The following is a 15,435-nucleotide window of genomic DNA, read 5'->3' as shown; positions in this document are numbered from 1 at the left end:
AATGGCAGTGAAGTTACCAACTACTATTTCAGATTTGACCACCTTGATTTTTTACTTTGCTTTCAACGTAGACTTGCCCTGAGGAGCCCTGAGTGATTTGCAATTCACTCAGGGTCTGTTCTGGATATCGAAGTGGATCAGGCGAAAAAATGAACGGAGAAAATAAGTTCTATAATCCACCTAAACCCGAAGGTTCTATTAAAAAGTTGAATGTATCAAGTTGAAATTATTCAATGACAAGATCCTTATTTCTGGGATACTTGACCTCATATTTCAAATCCAGCGTCTTGGAAGCTGAGGGAGCCAATTCGAAATCCCATTTGATTTCACCGGTTTTAGTATCATGTTTCCCCCCGGAAAGACTTTGTACCGTTACTTCTATTTCTTCCAAGGTAGCAACTGGCACCTGATCTAAAACAACCATTGAAATAGGCAGGCTCTTATTGTTTTTGATGGTGGTTTTCCACATCCTACTTGCTGTTTTTTTGTTTCCTAAGAAAGATTTTTCTGTAAAATCCATTTCTTTTTCTCTCTTTACAGTCACCATTTTGTCTCTTCCAAGAGAGATTTCCAGGGTATCGGAAGCGTAGCGTATATCAAGCAGGCTTTTACCTACAAAGGTTTGTTCAAAAAAGACATTGGCTTCTCCTTCCAATAGTTGGTATTGTTCCCAGTTGCTTATACCGGCAATCAGGTAAGCCGTATGATTGACTTTGGGAACAGCAAAGTATTGATAAGAAGCGGGCAATTCATAAGTGACCATGTCTACAGTATAATTTTTACTGTCAGATTTTATGGAATAGGGGGTGTTAATTTCAAAGGAAACGGCCGTTTGGTTTTCAACTTGTGCCATTGGAATGGGTTGACTTTGCAAGGCTTGAGCTTCATCAGTGTCAAATTTTACCTCTTGCCTTTCAGCCATACCTTTCATCCGTTTACTAATTCCATAAGCAGTAACGGCTACCTCATTCAGTGCAACCTGATCCTCTCTCATTACTACATTCATTACATCTGCGGTAATTGGCAGGGTTTGCGGAACATACCCAATAAAGGAATAAGTTAACTGGCTGGCCCGGTTAGGCAAGGTGATGCTGTAATTACCCCCAAAATCTGAAGTGGTACCAATGGTGGTTCCGGTGACCACAATGGTCACACCGGGAAGCCCCATACCTTCAGCGTCCACCACCTTTCCAGTCACAGATCCTGTTGCTTGCGAATAACGTGGTGGGACTGTGTTGTAATTGAGTAGATAAGGACGTAATTCCGGAGCTACGCCTGAAACACTTGGTTCTGCAGAAGAAAAGGTAAGTTTCACATTCTCCCAATCTACTTTGGTGTCCTGTCTGAGATTGGCCTTATAATGTAAGCTTACCGGACTATTAATATCTTTCGCTCGGATGTCATAAGAAGGAAACCATCCTGCATTTTCCACGAGGTAGGACAAATCGAAAGAAAAGCTACCGGGCACTTTAGCATCTACCCTCACCAAAACTTCTCCTGTAGGAAATTCTTTCTCCCCGGACAAGGAATTGATTTGATTCTGAAGGTTGTTTTTCTCTTCAAGTAATTTCTTAATCGTACTGTTCCTTTCTATGGTTTGCAGTTTAAGGGCAGTGAGTTGATTGCCATAATATTCAGCAGCTTGTTTAAGCGTGGCTACATTAAGGGTTTCATTTTTACCTCCTATGAGTCGATTGGTCTGGAGAAAGGTGATTTCCTCTTGGGCGATGGACATATAGGTGTTTTCCAGTTCAATTTTTTCATTGACCTGTTCAAGGGCTTTTTCCAGTTTAAGGAGGGAGGCAGATTTTTCTGATTGATTCAGAAAGTTTTGTTGGTGATTTATGCCCAATACAGTCAACTCACCACCGGCTTTTAGCTGTATGCTTTTGGGAGCTATAAAAGGGGAGAGGTTGGTGAATTTGACAATGGATTCCCCTTTTGGCAAGTTAATTTTTTCCTTGCGAAGTACCTGTGCCCCTTTTAAAAAGACGGTGGCTTCCGCGACCTTTGTTTGGACTTCTTTCTCAGGGATTTCTTGAGCGAATGAATGATTATAAATAAGGAAGAACAAAAGAATTGGCAAAGCTTTCATAAATAATGGGTTGATTCGTTTTATACTTTCAGCGTAAATGAACTTCTTGAAAAATTACTTTTTTACGCCCACCTACTTTTCCTATACGAGGCGATAGAAGTAAAAGTCACAAATCAAGCCAAAAACCTAAAGCTTGGACTTTATGTACTTAACGCTGCTCTGGTCTAGATTTGGTCACCTTACCAAAAATTCAACAAGACTTTTCCAATTCGAATCCTTAAATAATCCGACCTTAGGGGGAATCAGTGGATGGAAGCTTCAATGATTTAGGTCTAGACACGGATTTTCTTAAATGGTCAATATAAATAATGATTAATGGAATCATTGGCTAATAGGAGGATAGTAACTTATTAATATTCAGTTTGATCGAGCATAAGGTGTATGTTTTGTCTTGGAAAGCAATTATATGTTCAGTCAAATTCCTTTTGTAATTGAACATAGGTAGATTTTATTTTATGGTAATAATGTGTTGTTATATATAATATAATTATTATATTCCGGTTGCGTACCCGAAATTTTCCAATAGAGATAATTGTTAAATATTTCGGTTAAACTGTAAAAAAACCACTTCCCAAAAATTTTGTGGTTTTATATAAATTATCTCGACCAAATTGGATTAACCTTATTCAATATTGAGCATAATTACAATGCCAGCATTTCCTATAGGGATGAAGAGGTGCCAGGTATTTATTAATCATAGCATTGATCTTTTATTTAAATCTTATCCAATTTCTAATGAAAAACCATTTACTATTAATGGATGCTTTATCGGTGTCTAGAGAAACAAAGGGTTCCAGTTGGATGGCTTGGGCCTCCATCTTTTCCATAGGAAAGCGCTTTCTATTTATTTGTCTGCTGCTGAGTTTATCTACAGCCGTGTCGGTTAAGGCATTTCAAGCCAATCAAAACCTGACAGTTTCAGGTACTGTTCTGGATGCCAACAATGGCGAAACATTACCAGGGGCAAGTATAATTATTAAAGGGTCTACTACAGGTACAGTTTCTGATATAGATGGCAAATTCAGCTTAAATGTTCCTAATTCTGAAACAGTTTTAGTTGTCTCCTTTATAGGCTACATCAGTAAGGAAGTTACCGTTGGAAATCAAAATGAAATTCTGGTCAATTTGGCGTCAAATGCAGCGGAACTGGATGAAGTTGTGGTGGTCGGTTATGGTACGGTTAAGAAGCGTGACCTTACCGGTTCGGTGGAAAGAATCAATGCAGATGCTTTTCAAAATCAAACAATGACGCAGTTGACAGATATGTTGACAGGAACCGTTGCCGGGTTTAATGCCAACCAATCAACTTCAGCATCAGGAGGAAGCTCGCTGGAAGTAAGAGGGCCCACTTCACTGAATGCCGGAACGGAGCCATTAATCGTGTTGGATGGTGTGATCTATAAGGGCAGCATCCAGGACATCAATCCCCATGACATAGAATCCATGGATATTTTGAAAGATGCAAGTTCGGCTGCGGTTTTTGGCTCTAAAGCAGCTTCAGGGGTAATTTTGATCACTACAAAAAGGGGGGAATCAGGAAAACCCACGATAAATTATTCAACAAGGATAGGGGTATCAGAGCCTGCAACGGCCAGAAAGCCATTGGGGCCTGATGAATACATTCAGTTTAGGACCGACTTTTTCCGAACTGTTTTCCCCAATACTCCCTATCATTTTTATACCAACCCCGATGAGCTACCTGCCGATGTCAGTGTGGAGGATTGGAGAAATTTCGGTGACAATCCATTGACTGACAATACCCAAGAATACATGTCAAGATTGCGTCTATTTCCGATAGAACAAGAAAATTATTTGTCCGGAAATACAACGGATTGGTATGATGTGGTCATGCGCAAGGGCGTTAGGCAGACGCATGATTTAAGTATTGGAGGAGGAGCAGATGGGTTCAATTATTATTGGTCTATAGGATATACCGATAATGAAGGGGTAAGAGTAGGTGATGAATTTTCATCAATTCGATCCAAATTAAACTTAGATTTTGACGTGACAGACTGGTTAAATGTGGGATTGAATACGCAATTTTCTGACCGTGATGAAAGTGGGGTACTTGGGAGTATGGGTTTTTATTCCAACAGCCCTTTTGGTCGGGAGTTTGATGAAAATGGTAATTTGGAAAGATTGCCTCATGGACACACATTCCATCCTCTAATTGACAATTACAGGACCAGTAAGCTTAGAAAGGTCAATAGCCTTTTTTCAATTTTATATGCAAAAGTAGCTTTACCTTTTGGTATTACTTACTCTGTTTCCTTCCAGCCGAGATACGAAACAATGAAAGATTTGAGATTTGTTTCTACAGATATACGCTTTGGCGGAAGTCCTTCTGAGGATTTAAGTCAAGGTACCAGGAGGGAATATTCTCATTATGAATGGATGGTGGACAACCTTTTGAAATGGAACAAACAAATAGGTATTCATTCTATAGATGCTACCCTATTGTACAATTCAGAGGAAACTAAAAGATGGTCTTCAGACAATAGTAATATCAATTTTTTCCCAACTGAAGAATTGGGGTATAACGCTTTACAGTTTGGAAATAATCCGGCCCTCTCTAACTATGATTATAGAAGTACTGGAGATGCTATGATGGCAAGAGTCAATTATACGCTGAATGAAAAGTACCTATTGACGGCTTCTGTGAGAAGGGATGGTTATTCTGCATTTGGTCTTCAAAACCCAAGGGCTACTTTTCCTGCTTTAGCCTTCTCATGGCAATTAGGAGATGAAGAATTTTTCGATTCTGAACTCATCAACAGGATGAAACTGAGATTATCGTGGGGAGTTAACGGAAACCGTGATATTGGGATGTATGCTTCCCTTGCCAGATTAGGTTCCAATTTATGGTATGATGGAACCAAACAAAGGGTGGGAGTTTATAATTCCTCACTTTCCAATGCTGGTTTGAGATGGGAAAAGACGGAATCCATCAACTTAGGCTTGGATGTGGGTGTTTTAGAAGATAGAATAGACATGTCTTTTGACTATTATGACATGACTACTACGGATCTTTTAATGAACCGAATCTTACCTAGTATCACTGGTTTTAATGATGTTACCTCCAATTTGGGGGAGCTTGAGAATAGGGGATTTGAAACCACCATCAATTCGGTTAATTACAGTGACAGAAATCTTACATGGAGGTCCAGTTTGGTATTCTCACTAAACCGAAACAAAATCAAAAACCTGTTTGGCGATATTGGAGAGTATACCTTATTGGGCCAGACGCAAACGGGAGAGGTCCCTGATTACTCCAACCAATGGTTTCCTGGACGAGCCATAGATGTGGTATGGGATTATGAACTGTTGGGCGTTTGGCAAGAAAATGAAGCGGATGAAGCTGGAGTTTATGGAATGAGGGTTGGAGATTTTAAAGCAGTGGATGTTGATAACAATGGGGTTTACAATGAGCTTGTGGACAAGCAGTTTATTGGCTATGAAAGGCCAAGGTATCGTTTTGGTTTTAAAAATGATTTTACCTTTTTGAAAAACTTCACAGCCTCCGTTTTTATCAGGGCAGATTTGGGTCACATAGGAGCATATTCGCCAGCTCTAAATGCTGGATTTGAATCGAATGACAGGAGAAGTAGGAACGTAGGACCAGTTCCTTATTGGACACCTGAAAATCCAATAAATGATTATGCGAGATTGGACGTGAGCACCAGTGGTTATGGTGGAGGATTAATGATATATAAGTCCAGGTCTTTTGTTAGAATTCAAGATTTATCTCTGGCTTATTCCTTTCCACCTCATTTGACACAACGGATCAAACTTAACAATTTAAGAGTATTTGGATCTGTCCGTAACCTGGCCACTTTTACAAAATGGCCACATTGGGATCCAGAATCCGGCTCTTCACCTATGCCTAGAATTTTCACCACAGGTATAAGTTTATCCCTTTAATGCCCTATTCTAAATGACTAAATGAACTAATCATGAAAAATATATTAATCAAACCCTTTCTATCAGGGTTAATGCTTTTGATGTTCTTCTCCTGTTCAGAGGAGTGGTTGGAGCCTGATCCGCTGTCATTCTTAGCACCAGAAAATGTGTATGTTAATGAAGCTGGATTTGAAGCCATCCTAGTGACACTTCGGAAGAATTTACAATATGAATCTACCGGAAACCGCCATCCTTTGTCCATGGAACATGCTACTTCTGAATTAGCTATTCCATTGGTTCAGGCAGATTTTACGAGAAATACTCCTAGTAATAGTGCCTTTTTTCCTTTTCTTAGCTATTTTGAAAACGTTTATGAATTCATTAAAAATGCCAATGTATTGATCACCAGAATTGATGAAGTGAAGTGGGAAGACCCGCAGGTAAGGAACAGATTGCTGGGAGAAGCATATTGGCACAGGGCTTACTGGTATTATCGCTTGGTCCATTCCTATGGGGATGTGCCGTGGATTGGAGTAGAATTATCTGGTGCCAAACTTGATTTCCAAACACATAGCAGGTGGGTGATCCTAGATAAAATTCAAGGAGATCTGGAGCAAGCCACAGAATGGCTTCCTGTAGAAGCTGCGAATCTAGGTGATGTTACAAAAGGTGCTGCCAACCATTTATTGGCCAAAGTAAGTCTCGCTAACCTGGATTTTGACCAAGCCATTGCCGCTTCAACTGAGGTGATTAGTGGACCTTATGAATTAATGAATGAGCGTTTCGGAATTGATGCCGGCAATGACAGCAAAAATGTATTATGGGATCTGCACCGTTTCCAAAATGTTAATAATTCCCAGAACACAGAAACCATTTATTCCACCGTTGATCGGCCAGATGCTCCTCCAGGTACATGGTCTCCAGGTACCTATACTATGCGGTGGTATTCCCCTTCTTGGTGGAAGATTTTGGATGGCACCGGAAATAGAGCCTGTAACTGGAGCACTCCCGTAGGAGACACATTGGGAATTGGCAATGGAGATGTGCGTACCAATGATTATTGGCATTATAAGATATGGGAAGACGCCGATCATGCATGGGATGAAACACCAGACTTGAGAAGATCAGCCAATAACTGGATAGAAATGGGTGATGAAATTGCAGAAATCCTCAATTGCAGGGACGGTTCTCCCCAACTCGGACAACCCCTAACCAAAGCCTTATACGGAAGTTTGGTGGACACTACTGATACCTGGTTCCCTTGGCCGCATTACAAGACTTATGTACCAACCCCTAACAATAGACTTCCTGTGGGTGGTCAGGGTGATTTCTATGTTTTCAGATTGGCTGAGACTTATTTGCTTCGTGCTGAAGCACATTTCTGGAAAGGCAATTTGGGAGCAGCAGCCGATGATATCAATAGGGTAAGAGGAAGGGCAAAAGCACCCTTGATATCAGCAGAAGAGGTAAGCATCGATTACATCTTTGATGAAAGGGCACGCGAATTATATACTGAAGAACCAAGACATACCGAAATGGTGAGAGCTTCCTATATCATGGCCAAATCAAATAAAAATGGATATACCTTGGATGGGTTCAGTGGTAAGAATTGGTATCATGACAGAGTTATTCGCCTCAATTTCCACTATCAGGAACCCAAATTTCAGTGGTTTGGAAATACCGCTGCCATCGACCCTTATCATGTGCTTTGGCCCATTCCTCAAAGTGTGATTACGGCCAATACCCTTGGGACGATCAATCAAAACATTGGATATGATGGAGCTGAAAACAATATTCCACCGCTAGAAACAATTGATGATACCATAGAATAAGTAAACAATGGAAAAAGAAAAATATTCAATCGGCTTTATTTTCATAATGCTATGCCTATGCCAGTTTATAGCAAATGCGCAAGAAGACAAAGCGATCCGTGAGGAATACCTGAAGGAGTTGATTCTTTTACAGGAGAAACCTTCTAGTCATGATAGCTTTGTTAGTTTTCATGACCTTACCTGGGAAGATTGGATAGAAAGAACCGGAGAATTACCCCCTAATTACGGGGTAATACCCTCCATTCCTTTTCTGCCTGATCCACTGATCATTGGAGAGGGCAAAGAAAACGAGAAAATTACCACCATGGCCCAATGGGAATCCCAGCGGGAGTATTTTAAAGAGCAGGTGAAACACATACTTTCAGGGACTTTCCCTAATCCTCCTACCAATTTGGAAGCTGAGATCTTGTCTGAAAGGACAGAAAATGGAGTCAGAATTCAGATGATTGAACTTCGGTTTGGGGAAGGCCATAAGGCCAAATTGACATTGGAGTTGTTTACTCCGCCGGGCGATGGGCCATTTCCTGTATTTATGACGCAATGGAACCACCGAGGATGGGCACAGATAGCCGTAAGGAGAGGTTATATGGGCTTGATTTATGCTGGGGCAGATGCGAAAGACGATACCAGAGAATACTTGGAACTCTATCCTGAATACGATTGGTCTACTTTAATGGCAAGAGCCTGGGGTGCCCATAGGGCGGTGGATTATTTGTATACATTAGGTAAGGTTGACAAATCCAAAATAGCCATAACCGGTCACTCCAGAAATGGAAAACAATCTCTGTTTGCAGCTGCGTTTGATGAGCGTATTACGGCTACCATTACCAGCAGTGGAGGAACAGGCGGTGAATTTCCTTACCGCTATACCGATGAAAGGCACTCCAATGAATCCATAGATTACCTGGTTTCCCGAAGGACACATTGGCTGCATCCCCGCCTTAGGTTTTATTCCGGAAGAGAGCATACAATGCCCATCGATCAAAATTCCTTAATGGCTTTGATTGCTCCCAATGCCTTAATGTTAAGCTCCTCCATTCGAGAAGGTGGAGGAGGTGATCCTTGGGCCATTGAGCAGATTTATACTTCACTGACCAAGGTTTATGACTTTCTAGGTGTACCTGAAAAGTTAGGCATACGCCTGAGAGATGGGCAACACGCAGTAGCAGAAAGAGATATAGAGGCTTATATGGATTGGTTGGACATACAATTCGGAAGGAAGAACCTACCTTGGGAGAATCAGCTTTTTTACAATTATAGCTTTGAAAAGTGGAAGAGAGAAAGTGGGGAATCCATTGAGCTTATCAAGTTTCCTAAACAACCAGGTCAAAATATTCCGGCCAATGTATCCGGTTTGGAAAAGACTCAGGAAAAAATAAAAGTAGACCTCATTTGGCTGTTGGGTGATGAACCTGCAGGCTTACCTGCCAATGACATTGAGAACTTAAGTCGAAAAGAGGATTATGTCAGCAGTTTTATGCCTCGACCTAGCGTGAAAAATGGGAAAAAGCTCAACATTGCTCCTTATAATGCCATGGGAGATTATTTGTATGGATCGCTTTATTTCCCTACGAATGGAGCCGGAGAAAGGAAAACGGGCCCCAATGGGAAAATGCCCGTGCTTATATTTTTACACAAATACACCAATACAGGCTATGATGCTGAATTAAACGGCTTAATTGATGGGTTGTTGGCCAAAGGGATAGCCGTTTTGACTTACGATATGATCGGTTACGGAGCCAGGATAGAAGAAGGTACTTTGTTTTACCAAAGATATCCCCATTGGTCAAAAATGGGCAAAATGGTCACCGATGCCAGAGCAGCCGTAGATGCATTGGAAAGTATGGACTTTATCGATAGCGAAAAGATTTTTATGGGAGGCTATGCTTTGGGAGGAACAGTAGGCTTGATCACCGCTGCTCTGGAGACAAAGATAGCAGGAGTTGTTTTGTCCAGTGCTTTTACCCCCTTAAGAAATGCTTCCGGAGATGTGGAGGGATTAAAAGCCTATTCTCATTTGTATGGGCTAATTCCTCGTTTGGGATTCTTTGATGGAGAAGAAAGCAGGATTCCAGTAGATTTTCCAGAAATGCTAGCCAATATTGCCCCACGACCATTAATGGTCATTACCCCGGAATTGGACAGGCATGCAGACCATGAAAATGTAAGTCATACCATGGAAGGGCTTCAGCAGTTGTACCAAAAAATGGGAGTAAAGGATAAGCTGGAATGGCAAAGTCCCCATGCTTTTAACCATTTTACTAATGCCCAAAAACAGGCAATGATTAAATGGCTGGAGCAACAAGTGGCAAATTAAATGAAGAGCGCTTAAGTTTGAGAAAAAAATACAATTTGATCATGACAATTTCAAAGAGGTTCATTAATGGGAGAAAGGCAAACCTTTCTGTTGTAGAAGCCAATTGGAAAAAAGGGCTCAGACCACCTTATCCAATTGTTTTTTTGATGCTATTTTTAGGCTTTGCATTAGAAAGTATGGGACAATTTCAGAGCAAAAGCTCTGACATAAACTATATAGAACCGAATGTGGATACCGGTACTTCAATGGCTACGGTAGCGGAAGATGTCCCATTGGCCTTTACGGATCAAGTTTTTCCATTGGATGACAATGGAAATCTATCAGCGCCCAATGACCTCAAAGTACAGGTAACTCAGGTTATGAACAATTTAGAACGTGCTTTGCAAGCTGCGGATACCGATTTAAGTAAGTTGTTAAGGTTAAATGTTTACCTTCAGAAAGAAGAACATTCCAAACCTGTTCGTGAGTTTATTAAAGAATTATTACCTGAAGGAGCGTTTCCGGCCATCACCCTGATAGTTGCTAATCAAGCTCGGGAGCAGGTTTTAGTGAGTATGGATGGGATTGCTGTTGCGCCAATTACTTCAGTAACATCCAGGGGCGTGAATCTTCCTTTTAGCAAAGGGCTTTACGAAAAAACCAACCGTGCGGCTGTTGCTGTCTTACCGGCAGGCAGAAAAGTATTTATTGCAGGTCAGGCTGAACCAGGCAAAGACCTTTTAGAGGCCAGTGACAAAACCATGCAAAATCTTTTTGCTACCCTGGCTTATCTTGGCGCCAGTGCCAGTGACGTGGTTCAGGTTAAAGCATTTATCAATCCCATTGAAGATGCAGCAGCAGTAAAAGAAGTGATTGCTGCTTTTTTCAGGGGGCAGCAAGTACCACCCATTGTCATGGTGGAATGGTTGGTAGAAGAAAACAAGGCAGAAATAGAATTGGTCGCTTCGGCTCCTGAGCACTACAATGACAAAGAAGCTGTCAGTTATTACGCTCCGCCATGGATGATTCAGGCTACCACCTACAGTAGGATAGTAGACATTAAAGCAGGAGGGCTATTGTTTACTTCCGGCTTGTATGCGACAGAAGGAAAAGATGAGGAAGAAAAAACGAGAAACCTTTTTGAAACCTTGTCGCGAATTCTTGAAAAAGCCGGATCAAGCTACGACCACCTGGTAAAAGCAAGTTACTATCCTTCCCATGAAAAAGGTCGCGAAGGTTTGATGAAAGTAAGGACAGTATTTTACAATCCTGAAAGACCTCCGGTTGCCTCCTTGATACGGATTCAGGGGACAGGTCGAGAAGGCATTTACTTAAATATGGACATGGTAGCAGTGGTGCCGGACTGATTTGGCAAAGCTTTTCAAGCCCCGGGTCTGGTCTAAGTTTAGCAGCGCGTAACTTAGACCACAATGCTGAAAGTTTTCAACTTTCTTAATCTTCGCCTGAGTGTAGATTGCATCTACACTCAAATATCCAATAGAAATGCAATTGGGTATTGAGAATAGGAAATTGAATTTTAAGCTTTTTTTTATTGGCTAAATATATCAGTTGTTTTACTCAAGTTGAAAACTTCCGGAGTGATATTTCCAAGTTGGCTCTATCGTTTAGGCTTTAATCAGAAGAAACATAGAAGGAAAAATATATGAAAAAATAGTATATTTGATAAAAGGCAGTTTTATGGATATTCAGTCAGAGAAATTACAGTTGATAGAATGGCTCGCGGGACTTAATGATGCCAAAGTACTCAATGAGTTTATTGCTTTGAAGAAAAAAAAGGAAGTGGATTGGTGGGATCGGATTAGTGCTGAAGAGCGGGAAGAGATTCAAATAGGTCTTGCTCAAGCAGATAAAGGTGAGGTTATCCCCCACCAGGAAGTAATGGCGAAGTATAAGAAATGGCTTTAGAAATCGTATGGACGACGCGTGCCCAAACAGGTTTTGCAAGAATTATTGAGTACTTGGAAACCCATTTCTCAGAAAAGGAAGTCCGGCAATTTGTCAGGCAGTCAAATGATTTTTTTGAATTGCTCAGGTCTGGTCTAAGTTTAGCAGCGCGTAACTTAGACCACAATGCAGAAAGTTTTCAACTTTCCTAACTGCAACCATGTGTAATTTGTAAACGCTCACCTTGTCCAAATTAATAGTTTTACTAGGCCGAAAGCGGTTGCTTTACTAAAAACCCACAGTTAACCGCACAAACCCCATTTCATCTTGCCTATTTATATACATCCAAATTTTACCGTTTTTGGCAAAATGGTAGGCAGGTGGTGTATTTAGCGCTTCAACAAGAGACGCTGCAACCACATTAAAATCAGGGTCAAAAACAGTTAGGTACACGGCTGATTCCATATCCTCATAGTTTTCTAAATCCTTTCCTATTTTGATGATTTTATGGGAAAACCGGTAAAACAGCTGCTTCTCTTCATCCCAAAGGGGAGCCATAAAATTAATCTCCCTACGCATGTCTAAGGATGTTTGCTTAAACGCCTCTTCATTTTCAAAATCTTGGTTGTATTTCCCTGTTTTTTTATCAGCAGTCAATTTACTCTGGTAATCGACCTGGAACAGGCTGTCTTTTTCATAAAGCAAAATACTGTTTGAAATATCATTGCTGATAATATAACTTTTTTGGTGCTTACTGATCGTTACAGTTGGAAAGGACATTTGGACGCTGGAAGGACTACTTAACCTAAATCGAAAATTTTCTAATGTTTCAAGAGGTAAAGGTACCTTAGTGAGGGATTGATTGTCTGTATTCAAAATGCCCAAGGCATAGGTTTTCTCACTATTATCTCGTAGCAAGCCTATCATGGTGTGAAAATCTACCATCCGGTTACTTAAAAATTGAAAACTTTCACTTTCTGCCATCTTATCTCCGGAAAATGCTCTATCATTAAAGGCAAATTCACTTATTTTATCTCCTTCCAAATTGAATAACCTAACTTTGATATAGCCCGTAAAAGCAATGGAGTTGGAGGAAATGAGATTCATTCCAAAAACCATCTCGCCTACTCCATCGGGTCCTTCCTTTTCAAAAGGAAGTTTTTCGGCCAAAATCCCTTTGTCCAGGTCAATTTTTTCGAGGGTATAATCATTTGGGTTAAAATTATACAAGTATTCCTTTCTTTCATCAAGTGCTGCCACCCGAAGTCCGGCATTTAAGTAAAGAAATTCATTTCCTGGATCGATTAAAAGGGTATCAAGTTTGAAATTCAAATCCGAAACTATCGCATTTTCACTTGAAGAATTGCCTGATCCACATGCCCACAAAAAGAAAAAAATTAAAGCGTAAAAGAATTGTTTCATAGGGGTTATTGGATTGAGGGAAAAAATTAAAGAAAAAATAAGCGGGTTAAAAGCTTATTCTGCTTAAAAACCCCAGTTTAGTCTAAGTTAATTGAGCATAATTTACGCCTAAAATACTGAAAGCTTTCAACTTTCCCAACTCGAGCTAATCCAGAAAAACTAGCAAGCTTCCATTTCCCTCCCATAGTCTATGACAGTATTTAATTGTTTGAGGTAGATATTTAACTGTTTGGAAATTGTGCTTTCAAGTTAAATTCTAATTGAATTTGCAATTAGGTTTTGAGAATAGAAAAAAGATCTCGAATTTTAAACCAAAGGCAACTTGATAAGGATATTTTCTTAAGTTGAAAACTTTCGTCTTTGTAGGTTTAAAGTTATTGCTAACCCTTAAGCTTCGACCAGAAGGGAGCATTCAATAAGCTCGAATCAATTGTATTTCTGTTCTAAAGATTATATATGAGTAATTCAAAGTTTTTTTTGAGTGTAATTTACCTTTTGCTACCAAGCATTCATTCCAATCTATTGGCTCAGGAGCGGCCTCCCAATATTGTATATATCCTGATAGATGATCTGGGTTGGAAAGACCTGGGCTGCTATGGCAGTGAATTCTACGAAACGCCAAATATTGACCAGTTAAGGGCCCAAGGGATGAAGTTTACAGCTGCTTATTCTGCAAGTCCGGTTTGTTCTCCTTCTCGAGCCAGTATATTGACCGGTAAAAACCCTGCGAACATTGGTTTTACCGGACATATCACTGCCATTGGTAAACATAGGTATCCGGAGGAAGGAAGGATTATCCCCCCAGATGATTATATGCACGTTTCGCTTGAAGAAAAAATGATTCCTGAAATTTTGCTTCAGTTAGGCTATACCTCGGCTAGCATAGGTAAGTGGCATGTTGGGGAAGAAGAAAAGTACTTCCCTAAAAATCAGGGATTTGCTATTAACATTGCTGGATATGAACATGGCAGTCCTCCTACCCATTGGGGGCCATTTGAATCGGAGAAAAGCTGGAACCCTGTCATAAAGAACCTGGACAATAGAGAAGAAGGGCAATATTTAACCAACAGGCTTACCGATGAAGCCATTAATTTTATAGATAAGAATAAAGAGGGGCCCTTCTTTTTATACCTTTCCCATTATGCCGTGCATACCCCTTTAGAGGCGCCTGATTCCCTGGTGAATAAATATGAATTGAAGTTAGAAGGGCAAAAGGAGCAAAAGAATGCGATTTATGCAGCCATGATAGAGAATATGGACTGGAATTTCGGAAGGTTATTGAAGTCCTTGGACTCACTTGGCCTGGACAAAAATACCATCGTTATCTTGGGAAGTGACAATGGAGGTGAAGGTAGGGTGACCAACAATGCCCCACTCAGAGAAGGCAAAGGTTATATTTATGAAGGGGGTATCAGGGTGCCATTGGTAATCAAATGGCCGGGTAATGTTAAACCAAACAGTACAAGTAATGTACCTGTGATTACGGATGATATGCTTCCGACCATTGTTGAAATGGCAGGTTTAAGCATTGACAACGCGGACATAGATGGTTTTTCTTTGCTTCCATTATTGACAGGGAAAGGTAAATTGAATCGTGACAAACTCTGTTGGTATTATCCACATTACAGTCCCCAAGCCAAAATGCCCGGGTATGCCATACGCGTAGGAGATTATAAATTGGTAGAATACTATGATCCTCCATCCGTGGAGTTGTTTGATCTTTCTAAAGACATAGGCGAAACCAATGATTTGAGTGGAGTGGATGTTCAGAAAGTGAAGGAGATGAAAGGATCCTTTAAAGAATGGTTGATGGACTTTAATCCGATACTACATACCGAAAACCCCAATTACAATCCTGATTATAGGTCCAATTAAAATAGCAATTTTCAAGTAGGCTGCGGTACCCCGTCTGGTCTAAGTTTAGAGAAGCCACAGAAAGGATTTTCAAAACCTTAGCGTCTTAGCGCCTTTGCGAGGATCACCCA

At 40.6% G+C, this 15,435-nt stretch carries 9 protein-coding genes; 7 read left to right on the top strand and 2 right to left on the bottom strand.

All coding sequences use genetic code 11. The annotated features are described in order from the left end of the window. Positions 1-226 precede the first annotated feature (226 nt). Positions 227-2,095: a DUF4139 domain-containing protein gene (locus ACYVHJ_RS08695; RefSeq protein WP_460514140.1), complete on the bottom strand. Its 1,869-nt coding sequence runs from the start codon at positions 2,093-2,095 to the stop codon at positions 227-229. A 735-nt stretch (positions 2,096-2,830) separates the two neighbouring features. Between ACYVHJ_RS08695 and ACYVHJ_RS08690 the strand changes: the two genes are divergently transcribed. The 6 genes from ACYVHJ_RS08690 to ACYVHJ_RS08665 all read left to right on the top strand — a co-directional run bounded on the left by ACYVHJ_RS08690 (position 2,831) and on the right by ACYVHJ_RS08665 (position 12,240). Continuing rightward, positions 2,831-6,016: a SusC/RagA family TonB-linked outer membrane protein gene (locus ACYVHJ_RS08690; protein ID WP_460514139.1), complete on the top strand. Its 3,186-nt coding sequence runs from the start codon at positions 2,831-2,833 to the stop codon at positions 6,014-6,016. 32 nt (positions 6,017-6,048) lie between these two features. Next, positions 6,049-7,827 (top strand): RagB/SusD family nutrient uptake outer membrane protein, encoded by a 1,779-nt coding sequence (locus ACYVHJ_RS08685; RefSeq protein WP_460514137.1) that lies wholly within the window; start codon positions 6,049-6,051, stop codon positions 7,825-7,827. 7 nt (positions 7,828-7,834) lie between these two features. Continuing rightward, a complete protein-coding gene (locus ACYVHJ_RS08680; RefSeq protein WP_460514135.1) occupies positions 7,835-10,144 on the top strand; it encodes an alpha/beta fold hydrolase in 2,310 nt (769 codons plus the stop codon). Further along, complete coding sequence (locus tag ACYVHJ_RS08675) at positions 10,117-11,490, top strand: RidA family protein (RefSeq protein WP_460514133.1); 1,374 nt, start codon at positions 10,117-10,119, stop codon at positions 11,488-11,490. The genes ACYVHJ_RS08680 and ACYVHJ_RS08675 overlap by 28 nt, the downstream gene beginning before the upstream one ends. Positions 11,491-11,821: 331 nt before the next feature. After that, the gene (locus ACYVHJ_RS08670) at positions 11,822-12,049 is read left to right on the top strand and encodes a hypothetical protein (protein WP_460514131.1); all 228 of its coding nucleotides are present in this window, start codon (positions 11,822-11,824) and stop codon (positions 12,047-12,049) included. After that, the gene (locus ACYVHJ_RS08665; protein WP_460514130.1) at positions 12,040-12,240 is read left to right on the top strand and encodes a hypothetical protein; all 201 of its coding nucleotides are present in this window, start codon (positions 12,040-12,042) and stop codon (positions 12,238-12,240) included. Before ACYVHJ_RS08670 ends, ACYVHJ_RS08665 begins: the two co-directional genes overlap by 10 nt. A gap of 76 nt (positions 12,241-12,316) precedes the next feature. Here ACYVHJ_RS08665 and ACYVHJ_RS08660 read toward each other — a convergent pair whose 3' ends face one another. After that, a complete protein-coding gene (locus ACYVHJ_RS08660; RefSeq protein WP_460514128.1) occupies positions 12,317-13,450 on the bottom strand; it encodes a DUF4221 family protein in 1,134 nt (377 codons plus the stop codon). A gap of 456 nt (positions 13,451-13,906) precedes the next feature. Here ACYVHJ_RS08660 and ACYVHJ_RS08655 point away from each other — a divergent pair, with 456 nt between their 5' ends. Further along, entirely contained in the window at positions 13,907-15,325 is a 1,419-nt protein-coding gene (locus tag ACYVHJ_RS08655; protein ID WP_460514126.1) for a sulfatase, read from the top strand. Positions 15,326-15,435 lie beyond the last annotated feature (110 nt).

The organism is Cyclobacterium sediminis (genome assembly GCF_054781075.1).
This window is presented reverse-complemented; position numbering and strand designations above follow the sequence as displayed.

What these genes read in the sequence shown, in the direction of transcription:
- ACYVHJ_RS08690 (WP_460514139.1), top strand. Translation starts at nt 2,831, where the DNA reads ATGAAAAACCATTTACTATTAATGGATGCTTTATCGGTGTCTAGAGAA.
- ACYVHJ_RS08695 (WP_460514140.1), bottom strand. Translation starts at nt 2,095, where the DNA reads ATGAAAGCTTTGCCAATTCTTTTGTTCTTCCTTATTTATAATCATTCA.
- ACYVHJ_RS08675 (WP_460514133.1), top strand. Translation starts at nt 10,117, where the DNA reads ATGGCTGGAGCAACAAGTGGCAAATTAAATGAAGAGCGCTTAAGTTTG.
- ACYVHJ_RS08665 (WP_460514130.1), top strand. Translation starts at nt 12,040, where the DNA reads ATGGCTTTAGAAATCGTATGGACGACGCGTGCCCAAACAGGTTTTGCA.
- ACYVHJ_RS08660 (WP_460514128.1), bottom strand. Translation starts at nt 13,450, where the DNA reads ATGAAACAATTCTTTTACGCTTTAATTTTTTTCTTTTTGTGGGCATGT.
- ACYVHJ_RS08670 (WP_460514131.1), top strand. Translation starts at nt 11,822, where the DNA reads ATGGATATTCAGTCAGAGAAATTACAGTTGATAGAATGGCTCGCGGGA.
- ACYVHJ_RS08680 (WP_460514135.1), top strand. Translation starts at nt 7,835, where the DNA reads ATGGAAAAAGAAAAATATTCAATCGGCTTTATTTTCATAATGCTATGC.
- ACYVHJ_RS08655 (WP_460514126.1), top strand. Translation starts at nt 13,907, where the DNA reads ATGAGTAATTCAAAGTTTTTTTTGAGTGTAATTTACCTTTTGCTACCA.
- ACYVHJ_RS08685 (WP_460514137.1), top strand. Translation starts at nt 6,049, where the DNA reads ATGAAAAATATATTAATCAAACCCTTTCTATCAGGGTTAATGCTTTTG.